The sequence below is a fragment of the Agrococcus pavilionensis RW1 genome (assembly GCF_000400485.1).
Classification (GTDB): Bacteria; Actinomycetota; Actinomycetes; order Actinomycetales; family Microbacteriaceae; genus Agrococcus; species Agrococcus pavilionensis.
Map to the genome: position 1 here is coordinate 1 of NZ_ASHR01000038.1, position 13,962 is coordinate 13,962.

Annotated in this window: 12 protein-coding genes; 6 read left to right on the plus strand and 6 right to left on the minus strand. The window is 71.7% G+C overall.

Annotation, left to right across the window (positions count from 1 at the left end):
* The first annotated feature begins 305 nt into the window (after positions 1-305).
* The 3 genes from ctaC to L332_RS27935 are packed head-to-tail and all read left to right on the plus strand — an operon-like array spanning position 306 to position 3,365.
* On the plus strand, positions 306-1,208 hold the full coding sequence (ctaC, locus tag L332_RS27925; RefSeq protein WP_021011660.1) for an aa3-type cytochrome oxidase subunit II: 903 nt from the start codon (positions 306-308) through the stop codon (positions 1,206-1,208).
* Entirely contained in the window at positions 1,208-2,941 is a 1,734-nt protein-coding gene (ctaD, locus tag L332_RS27930; RefSeq protein WP_021011661.1) for an aa3-type cytochrome oxidase subunit I, read from the plus strand. The genes ctaC and ctaD overlap by 1 nt, the downstream gene beginning before the upstream one ends.
* Before the next feature lies 1 nt (position 2,942).
* Positions 2,943-3,365, plus strand: coding sequence for a cytochrome c oxidase subunit 4 (locus L332_RS27935; protein ID WP_021011662.1), 423 nt, complete (start codon positions 2,943-2,945; stop codon positions 3,363-3,365).
* A 523-nt stretch (positions 3,366-3,888) separates the two neighbouring features.
* Here the strand turns inward: L332_RS27935 and L332_RS27940 are convergent.
* The 4 genes from L332_RS27940 to pepN are packed head-to-tail and all read right to left on the minus strand — an operon-like array spanning position 3,889 to position 9,408.
* Positions 3,889-5,517, minus strand: a complete 1,629-nt coding sequence (locus L332_RS27940) for an FAD-binding dehydrogenase (RefSeq protein ID WP_021011663.1) — start codon at positions 5,515-5,517, stop codon at positions 3,889-3,891.
* Between the two features lie 23 nt (positions 5,518-5,540).
* Positions 5,541-5,930, minus strand: a complete 390-nt coding sequence (locus L332_RS27945; RefSeq protein ID WP_021065133.1) for a globin — start codon at positions 5,928-5,930, stop codon at positions 5,541-5,543.
* The gene (locus L332_RS27950) at positions 5,927-6,856 is read right to left on the minus strand and encodes a mechanosensitive ion channel family protein (RefSeq protein ID WP_021065134.1); all 930 of its coding nucleotides are present in this window, start codon (positions 6,854-6,856) and stop codon (positions 5,927-5,929) included. Before L332_RS27950 ends, L332_RS27945 begins: the two co-directional genes overlap by 4 nt.
* Positions 6,857-6,867: 11 nt before the next feature.
* Positions 6,868-9,408, minus strand: coding sequence for an aminopeptidase N (pepN, locus tag L332_RS27955; protein WP_021011664.1), 2,541 nt, complete (start codon positions 9,406-9,408; stop codon positions 6,868-6,870).
* 117 nt (positions 9,409-9,525) lie between these two features.
* Between pepN and L332_RS27960 the strand changes: the two genes are divergently transcribed.
* From L332_RS27960 to L332_RS27970, 3 genes are read left to right on the plus strand one after another with little or no spacing between them, the layout of a single operon-like run.
* Entirely contained in the window at positions 9,526-10,173 is a 648-nt protein-coding gene (locus tag L332_RS27960) for a mycothiol-dependent nitroreductase Rv2466c family protein (protein WP_021011665.1), read from the plus strand.
* Positions 10,173-10,658: a ribose-5-phosphate isomerase gene (locus L332_RS27965; RefSeq protein ID WP_021011666.1), complete on the plus strand. Its 486-nt coding sequence runs from the start codon at positions 10,173-10,175 to the stop codon at positions 10,656-10,658. Before L332_RS27960 ends, L332_RS27965 begins: the two co-directional genes overlap by 1 nt.
* Entirely contained in the window at positions 10,658-11,632 is a 975-nt protein-coding gene (locus L332_RS27970) for an Fpg/Nei family DNA glycosylase (protein ID WP_021011667.1), read from the plus strand. Before L332_RS27965 ends, L332_RS27970 begins: the two co-directional genes overlap by 1 nt.
* A gap of 25 nt (positions 11,633-11,657) precedes the next feature.
* Here the strand turns inward: L332_RS27970 and L332_RS27975 are convergent, their stop codons facing one another.
* A complete protein-coding gene (locus L332_RS27975) occupies positions 11,658-12,314 on the minus strand; it encodes a hypothetical protein (RefSeq protein ID WP_021011668.1) in 657 nt (218 codons plus the stop codon).
* 80 nt (positions 12,315-12,394) lie between these two features.
* Positions 12,395-13,962: HNH endonuclease signature motif containing protein (locus L332_RS27980; protein ID WP_235045099.1), on the minus strand; the 1,568-nt coding region annotated here is incomplete at its 5' end.

Here is a 13,962-nt window from a genome sequence, read left to right on the forward strand (position 1 = left end):
CACCTCGGCGCGGGGCGCGCGACGCGATGCGTCGCGGGGCTCCTGCGCCTGCGGAGACTCGTTCCACTGATGGTCCTGGTCACCTCGGCGCGGGGCGCGCGACGCGATGCGTCGCGGGGCTCCTGCGCCTGCGGAGACTCGTTCCACTGACGCGAGCAAGCCCCCACGCCGGAGCGCCGCGGATCCGTTCGGGTCCGCGGCGCTCGGCCGTGGCACGGCCCCTTCGGTGGAGCGTCGGCGGGGCCTGAGTGCTGTCTGTGGGTACTAGGATCGAGGGAGACTGCTCAACGACTCGGAGGAAGACAGTGCGCAATCGTCGATCTCGCTGGATCGCCGCCCCGGTCGCGGGGGTCGTCGCTCTTGCGCTCGCGGGATGCACCCAGGCTCAGCTGCAGGGGTACATGCCGTCCGAGCCGGGCCTGACGAACCACGTCGACCGCATCATGGGGCTGTGGACGACCTCCTGGATCGTCCTGATGGGCGTGGGCATCATCACGTGGGGTCTGATGATCTGGGCCGCGATCGCCTACCGTCGTCGCCGCGGCCAGACGGGCCTGCCGGTGCAGCTGCGCTACCACATGCCGATCGAGATCTTCTTCACGATCGTCCCCGTCGTGCTCGTCGCCGGCTTCTTCGCCTTCACGGCGCGCGACCAGGCGATCATCGAGGAGCCGATCGAGGATCCGGACTACTCGCTCACCGTCTACGGCAAGCGCTGGTCGTGGGACTTCGTCTACGAGCGCGAGGGCCAGGACCCGGTCTACTACCAGGGCATCCAGGTGCAGAACGATCCCGAGACGGGCCAGATGCGAGCCGACTCGCTGCCGACCCTGTACCTCCCGACGAACTCGTCGATCGAGATCACGCTCGAGGCCCGCGACGTCGCGCACTCGTTCTGGGTGGTGGAGTTCCTCTACAAGAAGGACCTGATCCCCGGAGTGACGAACCGCATGTACTTCGAGACGGGTGACCAGGAGCGCGTGCTGCGAGGCAAGTGCGCCGAGCTCTGCGGCGAGTACCACGCGGCGATGCTCTTCAACGTCGAGCTCGTCAGCCCCGAGGAGTACGATGCCTATCTCGAGAGCCTCGAGGAGCAGGGGTTCGTGGGTGAGATCGGCGAGTCGATCAACCCCTTCTCGGGTGACGAGAGTGTCGACGCCGACCGCGATGCCGATGTCGACACGACCAACGAAGGCGAGGACCGCTGATGACTGCCACGGTGACGCCCGGCACGCAGACGCGACCGGCGTTGAGCCCGGGGGCTGAGCGCAAGGGCAACGTCCTGGTCAAGTGGCTCACGACCACGGACCACAAGACGATCGGGTACCTGTACCTGATCACGTCGTTCATCTTCTTCCTGATCGCCGGTGTCATGGCGCTGCTGATCCGCGCCCAGCTGTTCGCGCCGGGCCTCGAGGTCGTGCCGACGGAGGAGCAGTACAACCAGCTCTTCACGATGCACGGCACGATCATGCTGCTGATGTTCGCGACGCCGCTCTTCGCGGGCTTCGCGAACGTCATGATGCCGCTGCAGATCGGCGCGCCCGACGTCGCGTTCCCGCGGCTCAACGCGCTCGCCTTCTGGATGTTCTCGTTCGGCTCGCTCATCGCGCTGTCGGGCTTCCTGACCCCGCAGGGCGCCGCGTCGTTCGGCTGGTTCGCCTACACGCCGCTGTCGACGACGGCGTTCTCGCCCGGCATCGGCGGGCACCTCTGGGTGCTCGGCCTCGGCCTCTCGGGCTTCGGCACGATCATGGGTGGCGTCAACTTCATCACGACGATCATCACGATGCGCGCGCCGGGCATGACCATGTTCCGCATGTCGATCTTCACGTGGAACGTGCTCATCACGTCGATCCTCGTTATCGTCGTGTTCCCGGTGCTCGCGGCCGCGATGTTCGGTCTCGCGATGGACCGCATCCTCGGCGGGCACATCTTCGACCCAGCCAACGGCGGAGCTGTGCTCTGGCAGCACCTGTTCTGGTTCTTCGGGCACCCGGAGGTGTACATCATCGCGCTGCCGTTCTTCGGCATCGTCTCCGAGGTCATCCCGGTCTTCGCACGCAAGCCGATCTTCGGCTACAACACGCTCGTCGGCGCGACGATCGCGATCGCGGCGCTCTCGGTCACGGTGTGGGCGCACCACATGTACGTCACCGGCACGGTGCTGCTGCCGTGGTTCTCGCTCATGACGATGCTCATCGCGGTGCCCACGGGCGTGAAGATCTTCAACTGGATCGGCACGATGTGGCGAGGCTCCATCACGTGGGAGTCGCCGATGCTCTGGACGCTCGGGTTCCTCGTGACGTTCACGTTCGGCGGCCTCACGGGCGTCATCCTCGCCTCGCCGCCGCTCGACTTCGCCATCTCCGACACCTACTTCGTGGTCGCGCACTTCCACTACGTCGTGTTCGGCACCGTGGTGTTCGCGATGTTCGCGGGCTTCTACTTCTGGTGGCCGAAGTGGACCGGCAAGATGCTCAACGACCGGCTCGGGCACGTCCACTTCTGGATGCTGTTCATCGGCTTCCACATGACCTTCCTCATCCAGCACTGGCTGGGTGTGATGGGCATGCCGCGGCGGTACTACACGTACCTCGTGGAGGATGGCTTCACGTGGATGAACCAGGTCTCGACGGTCGGCTCGATGCTCCTCGGCCTGTCGATGATCCCGTTCCTCTGGAACGTGTGGATCACGGCGCGCACCGCGCCGCGCGTCACGGTCGACGACCCGTGGGGCACCGGCCGCTCGCTCGAGTGGGCGACGAGCTGCCCGCCGCCGCGGCACAACTTCCACTCGATCCCGCGCATCCGCTCGGAGTCGCCGGCGTTCGACCTGCACCACCCGAACGCGGGCATGCAGTACGGGGTCGGAGCGGGAGCGCTCAAGGACGCCCCGCAGCGTCCGGTCGCGGATCTCTCGGACGGGGAGGTGCGCTGACATGCGCGTGAACATCATCCTGATGGCGATCCTGACCGCCTTCTTCTTCGTCTGCTCCGCGGTCTACACGATCTGGCACATGCTCGCGTACGACGGTCGGGTCGAGTGGGCGGGAACGCTCGGCCTCGCGCTCACTGGTCTCATGGCCGGTCTCATCGGCTTCTACCTCGTGCTCGTGCGGCGCGGGCAGGGCGGCCACGAGCACCCGTCCGACCGCCTCGACGCCGAGATCGACGACGCCGACCCCGAGGAGGGGCACTACTCCCCGTGGAGCTGGTGGCCGCTCGGCGTCGGCTTCGCGCTCGCGCTCGTCTTCCTCTCACCCACCGGGCCGACGTTCCTCATCCCGATCGCGGCCGTGCTGCTCATCATCACGCTCGTCGGCTGGGTCTACGAGCACTACCGCGGCAACTTCACGCACTGACCGCCAGGATCGAAGCGCCCCGTCCCTCGCGGTCGGGGCGCTTCGCTCCCAGCGGCACCGCAGCACCCCGGCGAGCAGGATGAAGACCGGGAAGAGCGTGAGGGTGGTGCGCGCGAGAGGTAGCTCGTGCTCGAGCAGCGCCGCGGCCACGACCTCGAGGACCGCCTGCAGCTCGCGGTCGCGACGATCCCCGAGCGCTCCCTCGAGCCAGTAGCGGCCGCGGAGGCACGAGCGCCAGGCTCCGGAGCCGTGGGCGGTGACCCGGGCAGACGCCGACGGTCGCCGCGAGCGAGGCGACGGCCGCGCCGCCCCACGCGGCCACGACGGCCGCACCGAACGCGAGCAGCCCGACGTGCTGCGCGAGCCACAGGGCGACGCCGCAGCGCAGCGGCCGCGCGAGCCTCGCCCGGCGTTCGGCCCGCATGGGTGTCGTCACGCCGCCCCCTCGCAGCCCGCCGCGGAGCCCGGCCGCGTGCGGCCGGTGCGGGGGAGCCGAGCGAACCGCGAGCGCGAGGGGAACGTGTCAGACCGCGCGACCGGCGCGGAGGCCAGTGTGGAGGCATCCGCCGAGGAACGTGCCCTCGAGCGCGCGGTAGCCGTGCACGCCGCCGCCGCCGAAGCCGGCGGCCTCGCCGACCGCGAACAGCCCGGGGATCGGCTCGCCGTCGGCGCCGAGCGCGCGCGAGTCGAGGTCGGTCTGGATGCCGCCGAGCGTCTTCCGCGTGAGCGTGTGCAGGCGCACGGCGATGAGCGGCCAGTGGCGCTCGTCGAGGATGCGGTGGGGCGCGGCGATGCGCACGAGCCGGTCGCCGACGTACTCCCGCGCGCGGCGGATCTCGACCGCTTGCGGGTCGGTCGAGGCGGGGTCGGCGACGGCGTCGTCGCGCTCGTGGATCGCCGCGACGACCGCGGCGCGGTCGATGCCGCGGCCGAGCCGCTCCATGCCGTCGAGCAGCGCCGTGAGGCTGTCGGCGACGACGAAGTCCTCGCCGTGGTCGAGGAACGCCTGCACGGGCGCGGGCGCGCCGGGGAGCACGCGCTGCGCGAGGCGTCGGAGGCTCCTGCCGGTGAGGTCGGGGTTCTGCTCGGAGCCGGAGAGCGTGAACTCCTTCTCGACGATCGACTGCGTGAGCACGAACCACGAGTGCTCCGCGCCGACCGAGCGCAGGTGCTCGAGGGTCGAGAGCGTGTCGAAGCCGGGGTAGTTCGGCGACGGCAAGCGGCGGCCCAGGTGGTCGAGCCACAGGCTCGAGGGACCGGGCAGGATGCGGATGCCGTGCTGCGGCCAGATCGGATCCCAGTTGCGGATGCCCTCGGTGTAGTGCCACATGCGGTCGCCGTTCACGAGCCGGGCACCGGCATCCGCCGCGATCGCGAGCCCGGAGCCGTCGACGTGCACCGGCACGCCCCGCACCGCCGTCTCGGGCGCGGCGCCGAGCCGCGCGGGCCACAGCTCGCGCACGCGCTCGAGCTCGCCGCCGATGCCGCCGGTCGCCACGACGACCGACTCGGCGCGCAGCTCGAAGCCGCCGACCGCCTCGCGGCTCGAGGGCTCACCGCGCACGGTGACGTCGGGCGCGAGCCGGGAGCCGGCGACGCCGACGACGCGACCGTCCTCGACGAGCAGCCGCTCGGCGCGGTGCCGGAACGAGAGCTGCGCGCGACCGTCGGCGACCGCGTCGCGCAGCCGCCGCGTGAACGGCGCGACGAGCCCGGGGCCCGTGCCCCACACGATGTGGAAGCGCGGCACCGTGTTGCCGTGGCCGCCGGGCGTCCGCGCGCCGCGCTCGGCATGCCCGACGATGGGGAAGAGCCCGACGCCGAGCTCGCGCAGCCACGGCCGCAGCTCGTGGTGGGCGAAGTCGAGGTAGGCGTCCGCCCACTGCCGGGACCACGCATCCTCGTCGCGGTCGAAGCCGGCCGACGCCGCCCAGTCGGCGCGCGCGAGCGCCGGCGAGTCGGCGATGCCGAGCCGGCGCTGCTCGGGGGAGTCGACGAGCAGCAGCCCGCCGAACGACCAGTAGGCCTGGCCGCCGATCGCGTGCGGTCCCTCCTGGTCGATGATGCGCACGCGGCGCCCGCGCTCGAGCGCCTCGCTCGCGGTCACGAGGCCGGCGAGGCCGGCGCCGATCACCAGGACGTCGTCGGCCATGGTGCTCCTCCTCGAGGGTGGGGTCAGCGGATGAGCGGGTTGCGGTTGAGCATCGAGGTCGCGGCCCGCTCGAAGTAGTCCTCGATCTCGGCGCGCAGCAGCGGCGCGGGCTCGAGCGCGTCGAGCGCGCCGCGCATGCACGCGATCCACCGGTCGCGCGCATCCGGGTCGATCTCGTAGGCGGCGTGGCGCATGCGCAGCCGCGGATGGCCGCGCTGCTCGCCGTAGGTCGTCGGGCCGCCCCAGTACTGCTCGAGGAACATGCGGAGCCGATCCTCGGCGCCCGCGCGGTCGTGCGCGGGATACATCGGGCGCAGCACGTCGTCGGCCCACACGCGCTCGTAGAACTCGTGCACGAGCGCGCGGAAGAACGCCTCCCCGCCGAGGGCCTCGTGCATGCTCTGGTTCGTCACTTCGACTGCTCCATCCCCTTGACGACGATGCTCTGCATCGACGGCAGGTGCAGGCCGAGGTCGTCGAGGCCGAGCTTGACGCGACGGCGCAGCTCCCGGCCTGCCTCGTACTTCGCGCTCGCCTTCGTGCGCACCACGAGGCGGATGACGATCGCCTCGGACGAGACCGACTCGACGCCCCACACCTCGGGCTTGTCGATGATGCGGTGGAGCCACGCCGGATCCTCGCTCATGCGCGTGGCGATCTCGAGCAGCCGCTCCTGCACGCGGTCGATGTCGACGTCGTAGGGCACGGCCTGGTCGATGATGACGCGCGCCCAGCCCTGCGACTCGTTGCCGACCCGCACGATCTCGCCGTTCCGCACGTACCAGAGCGTGCCGTGCACGTCGCGCACCTGGGTGACGCGGATGCCGACCGACTCGACGACGCCCGACGCCTCGCCGAGGTCGACGACGTCGCCGATGCCGAGCTGGTCCTCGAACACCATGAACAGCCCGTTGAGGAAGTCCTTGATGACGCCCTGGGCGCCGACGCCCGCGGCGGCGCCGAGGAAGCCCGCCATCGCGACGAGCGACGCGGCGTTCACACCGAGGATCGAGAGGATCAGGATGAGCGCGAGCGCACCGATGACCCACGCGGCGAGGGTGTTGAGCACGCTCCCGATCGCACGCGTGCGCTGCACGACCCGCACCTGCGCGAGCGGCGAGTTCGAGAGCGCCTCCGTGTCGGCCGCGTCGGCCCGGCGCTTGACGCCCGAGACGACGCCGTGCACGACGCGGCCGATCGCCGCCCTGACGATCCAGAAGGCGACGAACGCGCCCACGATCGCGAGCAGCACGCCGACCGGCTGGCCCCAGCTCTCCCACCACTCGGCGACGGCGGCCCAGCCGGTCGCCGTCGTCTCATCCGTCGCTGCAGTCAGCATCCCGCTCCCGATCAGGCGTCGCGCTCCTGCGCCTCGAGCGCGCGCTCGACGCCGGCGAGGTGCTCGACGACGATGCGGCGCAGCGCGGGCGCGGTCGACTCGTTGCGCTCGAGCCACTCGCGCGTCGTGCGCGCGAGCCGCTCGTCGGCGACGACGGCGGGGTAGAGGCCGACGAGCAGCCCCTCCGCGACCTGGTACGTGCGCGTGTCCCAGATGCCGTGGATCGCCTCGTGGTACCGGTCGACGATGGCGTCGAGGCTGGATGCGTCGTTGACGTGCACGAGGCCGAGGCCCGTGTAGCGCACGATCATGTTCGACGCGCCCGCCTGGTCGACGACCGACGCGAACGCGGCCTCCTTGGCCTCCGCCGTGGGGATCGTCGCGCGCGCGCGGGCGGCGAACTGCCGGCCGGTCGCGGTGTCGTCGCTCGCGAGCTCGGCCGCGATCTCCGCCTCGCCCGCCGCGCCGTTGAGCACGAGGCCGTCGAGCAGCTGCCAGCGCAGATCGGCGTCGACCTCGAGCCCGTCGAGGGCGCGCGAGCCGTCGAGCAGGCCGCGGAGCGCGTCGACGTGCCGCTCGGTCGAGGCGAGGCCCGCGAAGGCGCCGACGAACTGGAACTGCGCGTCGGAGCCGGGCTCGGCATCCACCACGAGCGACCACAGCGCGTCGCCGATGCGCTCGATCGTCGCAGCCCTGCGCGCGGGGTGCACGTAGGTGCGCGCCGCCTGGGCGAGCTGCGCGAGCGCGAGCCGGATGGTCGTCGACTCGGTCTCGGCGCCGATGTTCGCGAGCACGAGGTCGACGTAGTCGCTCGCGGGCGTCTCGCCGTCGCGCGTCGCATCCCACGCTGCACCCCACACGAGGGCGCGAGCGAGGGGGTCGTCGATGTCGCGCAGGCTCGCGAGCGCCGTCGCCATCGACTGCTCGTCGAGGCGGATCTTCGCGTACGCGAGGTCGTCGTCGTTGAGCAGGATGAGCGCGGGGCGCAGGTGGCCCACGAGCTGCGGCACGTTCGTCACCGCGCCGGCGACGTCGAGCTCGATGCGCTCGCGGCGCACGAGCTTGCCCTTGACCTCGTCGTAGAAGCCGATCGCGAGACGGTGCGGGCGCAGCGTCGGCCACTCGGCCGGCGCGGTCTGCTCGATCGTGAACGCGGTGATGATGCCGTCCTGCGTCGTCTCGATCGTCGGGCGCAGCGTGTTGACGCCGGCCGTCTCGAGCCACAGCTTGCTCCACTCGCCGAGGTCGCGGCCGCTCGCCGCCTCGAGCTCGGCGAGCAGGTCGGCGAGCTCGGTGTTGCCCCAGGCGTGCTTGCGGAAGTAGGCGCCGACGCCCTCCATGAACGACTCGAGGCCCACCCACGCCACGAGCTGCTTGAGCACCGAGCCGCCCTTGGCGTACGTGATGCCGTCGAAGTTGACCTGCACATCCTCGAGGTCGCGGATCTCGGCGACGATGGGGTGCGTCGAGGGCAGCTGGTCCTGGCGGTACGCCCAGGTCTTCTCCATCGCCTGGAACGTCGTCCACGCGCCCGTCCACTCGGTCGCCTCGGCGGTCGCGAGCGTCGAGGCCCACTCGGCGAACGACTCGTTGAGCCACAGGTCGTTCCACCAGCGCATCGTCACGAGGTCGCCGAACCACATGTGGGCGAGCTCGTGCAGCACGGTGACGACGCGCCGCTCGCGGATGGCGTCGGTCACCTGCGCGCGGAACACGTACGACTCGGTGAACGTCACGCATCCGGCGTTCTCCATCGCGCCCGCGTTGAACTCCGGCACGAAGAGCTGGTCGTACTTCTCGAACGGGTAGGCGACCCCGAACTGCTCCTCGAAGAAGGCGAAGCCCTTGCGGGTGGTGTCGAAGATGTAGTCGGCGTCCATGTGCTCGGCGAGCGAGGCGCGGCAGAAGATGCCGAGCGGGATCGTGCGGCCGTCGCGCGAGGTGAGCTCGGAGCGGGTGACGGTGTACGGACCCGCGACGAGGGCGGTGATGTAGCTCGAGATGCGCGGGGTGGGCTCGAAGCTCCACGTGCCGGTCTCGCCCTCGACGACCGGCTCGGGCGTCGGCTGGTTCGAGACGACCTGCCAGCGCGCGGGCGCGACGACCGTGAAGCGGAACGTCGCCTTGAGGTCGGGCTGCTCGAAGACGGCGAAGACGCGGCGGGAGTCGGGCACCTCGAACTGCGAGTAGAGGTAGACCTCGCCGTCGACCGGGTCGACGAAGCGGTGGAGGCCCTCGCCCGTGTTGACGTAGAGCGCGTCGGAGACGATCGTGAGCGCGTTGTCGTCGCGGAGGTCGTCGAGCTGGATGCGCACGCCGTCGTTCACGAGCGCCGGGTCGAGCTCCGTGCCGTTGAGCACGACGGAGTGCACCTCGCGGGAGATGTGGTCGATGAAGGTCGACGCACCCTCGCGAGCGCGGAAGCGCACCGTCGTCGTCGAGCGGAACACCTCGTCGCCGGTCGTGAGGTCGAGATGGATCTCGTAGCTGTCGACCTCGACGAGCGCAGCGCGCTCCTGGGCCTCGGCGCGGGTGAGGTTCTCTCCGGGCACGCTGGCACTCCCTTGTCTCTCAGGTGCTGGTGGGCAGTGCCCTCCAGCGTAGTCGCGCGCGCCCGGGCGCCCGGTGCTCGCCCGGGCCCGCAGCGCCCGCCCGGATAGCATCGAGGCATGAGCACCGACGTGACGATCGAGCAGCCGAGCAGCGTCCGCATGTGGTTCGACCCCACATGCCCGTGGGCGTGGATGACGAGCCGCTGGCTCGGCGAGGTCGCCGACGCGCGCGGCTTCGACGTCGACTGGCAGGTCATGAGCCTCGCCGTGCTCAACGAGGGCCGCGACCTGCCCGAGGAGTACGCCGCGCGCATGCCGCGCTCGATGCGGCTGACGCGGCTCGCGACCGCGGCGCGCGCCGCCGGCGGCGACGCGGCCGTCAAGGCGCTCTACGACGCGCTCGGCGAGCGCATCCACCACGAGCGCCGGAAGGACGACGACGCGATCATCGCCGAGGCGCTCGAGGCCGCGGGTCTCGACGCGGCGCTCGCGGAGGAGACCGACGAGCACGACGAGGCGCTGCGCGCGAGCCACCAGGCGGCGATCGACCTCGTGGGCGACGACGTCGGCACGCCGGTCATCGCGGTCGACGACGTCGCGTTCTTCGGACCCGTCATCAGCCCCGCGCCCACCGGCGAGGCGGCGCTCAAGCTCTTCGACGGCATCGTCGCGGCGGCGTCGATCGACGGCTTCTTCGAGCTCAAGCGCTCGCGCACGCGCGGGCCCGTCTTCGCGACCGACGCGACCGATCAGCAGGAGGCGTGATGCGCATCCACATCGCCACCGACCACGCCGGCTTCGAGATGTCGAAGCGGCTCGTCCAGCACCTGACCGAGCGCGGCCACGAGTGCGTCGACCACGGACCGACCGAGTACGACGCCGAGGACGACTACCCGGCGTTCTGCATCAACGCGGCCCGCGCGGCCGTGCGCGACCAGCGCGCGGGCGTCGAGGCGCTCGGCGTCGTCTTCGGCGGCTCGGGCAACGGCGAGCAGATGGCGGCCAACAAGGTCGAGGGCGTGCGCGCCGCGCTCGCGTGGAGCCTCCGCACGGCCGAGCTCGCGCGCGAGCACAACGACGCGAACGTCGTCGCGGTCGGCGCCCGCCAGCACGAGGAGGCCGAGATGCTCGAGATCATCGACGCCTTCATCGCGACGCCCTTCAGCGGCGCCGAGCGGCACGCGCGCCGCATCGCGCAGCTGGGGGAGTACGAGACGACGGGCGGCATCGCGGGCCACGAGATCCGCTGATGCCGGAGGGGCATTCCGTCCACCGCATCGCCCGCCAGTTCCGGGCGAACTTCGTCGGCCGCACGGCCGCGGTGTCGAGCCCGCAGGGCCGCTTCGCCGTCGGCGCCGCCGAGCTCGACGGGCGCGAGATCACGACGTCGGATGCGATCGGCAAGCACCTGCTCGTCGGCTTCGACGGGCCGACGCTGCACGTGCACCTCGGCATCTACGGCGCGTGGGACTTCGCGGGCGCGATCTCGCTCGACCCGACGATCCTCGCCGCCGACGGCCGCATGGGCCAGACGGGGATGCGCGGGGCCGGCACCGAGGGGGAGTCGGAGGACTCGATCCACTCGATCGGCGCGCCGCGGCTGACGCGGCTGCGCGCGGGGGAGCACGAGACCGCGACCGCCGTGACCGTCTTCCCGCCCGACCCGATCGGACAGGTGCGGGTCCGCATCCTCACCGACACCGCCGTCGCCGACCTGCGCGGGCCCACCGTGTGCGAAGTGCTCGACGACCGCCAGGTCGAGGCGCTCGCGCAGCGGCTCGGTCCCGACCCCGAGGCGCCGACGGAGTCGAAGCGCCGCGCGGAGGAGCGCTTCGTCGAGCGCGCCTCGAGGTCGAACCAGCCGATCGGGCAGCTGCTCATGGACCAGTCGGTCGTCGCCGGCATCGGCAACGTCTACCGCGCCGAGCTGCTCTTCCGCGCCGCGATCGACCCGCACCGGGCCGGTTCGCAGCTCACCGACGACGAGCTGCGCGGGCTCTGGCGCGACTGGGTCAAGCTCTTGCGCATCGGCGTCGAGACGGGCCAGATGCTCACGATCGACGGCCTGCGGGGCGCGCGTCGCGCGGCGGCGCTCGCGAACCGCGCCGACCGGCACTGGGTCTACAAGCGCGAGGGGCTGCCGTGCCGCCGCTGCGGCACCGCGATCGCGCTCGAGACGATGCAGGGCCGCAAGCTCTACTGGTGCCCCGGCTGCCAGCTGTGACGCAGGCCGCCGCCGGGCGCTCGCCTCAGCGCCAGCGGTAGAGCGTCGCGCCGTCGATGCCAGACGCCGACGGGCTCACGACCCACGATCCGGTCGGGTCGTCCTCGCGCACGGCGACGATCACCTGGGCGGTCTCGCGATCGCCCGGCCGCATCTCCCACACGTAGCCGAGGTCGTCGGGGGCCGCGGCCGTCGAGGCGGAGTTCTGATCTGAGAACGGCCCGCCGTCGGGCTGGTAGGCGAACGTCATGTCGAACATCGGGTGCGTCGTGACGACGCCGACGTTCTCGATCTCGAGCTCGAGCACGACGAAGCGCTCGCCCGCGCGGGGCGAGGCACCCGACTGGGCGGCGAGCGAGTCGGCGGGGTCGATCGAGCGCAGCGCCGTGATCTCCCACGTCGAGCCGCGGTCGGTGTGCACGACGACGGTGTCGCCGTAGGAGAACTCGCCCGGCGCGGTCGTCGGCACGGGCGGGTCGGTCGGCCCGTTGGTCGTCGGCGCCGGGTTGAGGTCGGTGAAGACGGGGGATGCGCTGGCCGGGATCGCTGGATCCTCCGGCACCGAGGCGGGTGCGGCGATGCACGCCGCGAGGGCGAGCGCGACGGTCGCGGCCGCGACGAGCGCGGCGCCCCCGCGGGCGGAACCGCGTCGAGCGGGTCGGGTCACGAGCGTGGAGCGCACCCCGCAACGCTACCGGCCGCGGCTCGCGCGGGCGTCGCTGCCGCCTATGGATGTCGCGAGGCGGCCGACGCGGGAGGGGGTCAGCGTGCGGCGCCGGCGAGGTCGCAAGTGCAGTCCTTGAGGTGTGCCCATGGTGGGTCGCTCGCGGTGCACTGCGCGGGTTGGTGGCTCGAGAGGTCCCAGATGTCGACGCCGCGGTCGACGAAGGCGGGTCCGGCGGGTTCGGGTTCGTCGAGGTAGATCTTCCCCGTGGGGCTGGTCCATTCGAGGACGCCTTGGTCGAGCTGTCGGACGGTCCAGGCGGTGGCGTGCTTCATGAGGTGGTGGCGGCGGCACAGGTGCGCGAGGTTTCGGATGCTGGTGGGGCCGCCGTCCGCGTGGGCGATGGTGTGGTCGGCGTCGGCGCGGGAGACGCGGTTGGTGCAGCCGGGCCAGCGGCAGCGGCCGTCGCGGCGCTGGAGCCAGCGCCGCATGGCCCGGTTGGGCTTGTACGTGTCGACCGCGACCGGGACGCCGGTGACCGGGTGCAGGAACAGCCGCTCCCAGGTGATCGTCTCCGAGGCCAGGGCTCGCACGGTCGCCGCGTCGACGAGCGCCCCGCCCTCGAGGGCACCGGAGAAGCGCAGCTGCGGCTCATCCTCGTCGTCGCTCCGCTTGAGGAGCTCCGTCGCGGGGATCGTGACCGTCACGGTCGCGGAGATCGGGTTGATGCCGTGGAGGTCCTCCGGCGTCTGGCCGGTGAGGAGCGTCTCCATGAGCGCGTCGAAGCGGTACTGGTCGAAGGTGCGCGGGTCGTCCTTCGGCTTGGCCCGGGCGGCGTCGGTCGCCCGGTTGAAGGCGCCGTGGATGGTCACCGACGGGCCCGACAGCGACAGCGTCGAGATCCCGTCATCGCCGTCTTCGACCCAGGCGCGGCGCTGCTCGACCGCCCGGTCGTGGCGGCGCTGCAGCGGCTCGGCCATCGCCCGATCCACGATCCGCCGCGCGCGCGAGCGCAGCTGCGAGGGTGTGACCCGCTCGGCGATCTCCACCAGCTCCGCCTCGACCCTCGCGCGATCGGCCGGGTCGACCGCCGGGTCGGTGCGCAGCGCCTCCGTCGCCTGCTCGATCGCCCGCAGATGGGTGCCGGTGATGCGGCCGGCCTTGTGCGAGGCATGGGCGGCGGGGAGGTCGGTGACGGTCGTCCACGCCTCGACGAGCTTCCGCTCCATCGCCCGGTCGGAGAGGCGCAGCTCGGCCGCGAGGACCGAGGCGCTCTCCTTGACCGCCATGCCGCTGTCGCCGCCCGCGTCACGCAGTCGCTGCAGCTCCGCTGCGAGCACTTCGCGCTCCTCCGCCTCGAGCCGCGCGCGGCGCTGCTCGATGGCCCGCATCCGGCCGGCGACCGCATCGAGAGCGCGCACGTGCTCCGAGCGGGCATCGATCGTGCCCGGCAGCGGCGGCACCTCCATGCGGCCGGCGATGACCTCCTCGACCTGCGCGTCGCTCAGGAGCGCGAGCCGCTCCGCCCAGTCCCGGTCGTAGGCGGCGAGCTCCTCCTCGAGCTCGTCCGCGGTGCGGCCGCGCGGGTCGATCGCGCCCGCACGGATCGACGCGATGTACTCCTCCGCATCGAGCCCCGACCACTCATCCATGCACGCATTCCACC

Bases quoted from the DNA above. Each gene is read 5' to 3' on its own strand.
- ctaD (WP_021011661.1), top strand. From the start codon at position 1,208: ATGACTGCCACGGTGACGCCCGGCACGCAGACGCGACCGGCGTTGAGC.
- L332_RS27935 (WP_021011662.1), top strand. From the start codon at position 2,943: ATGCGCGTGAACATCATCCTGATGGCGATCCTGACCGCCTTCTTCTTC.
- L332_RS27940 (WP_021011663.1), bottom strand. From the start codon at position 5,517: ATGGCCGACGACGTCCTGGTGATCGGCGCCGGCCTCGCCGGCCTCGTG.
- L332_RS27950 (WP_021065134.1), bottom strand. From the start codon at position 6,856: ATGCTGACTGCAGCGACGGATGAGACGACGGCGACCGGCTGGGCCGCC.
- L332_RS27960 (WP_021011665.1), top strand. From the start codon at position 9,526: ATGAGCACCGACGTGACGATCGAGCAGCCGAGCAGCGTCCGCATGTGG.
- L332_RS27965 (WP_021011666.1), top strand. From the start codon at position 10,173: ATGCGCATCCACATCGCCACCGACCACGCCGGCTTCGAGATGTCGAAG.
- L332_RS27970 (WP_021011667.1), top strand. From the start codon at position 10,658: ATGCCGGAGGGGCATTCCGTCCACCGCATCGCCCGCCAGTTCCGGGCG.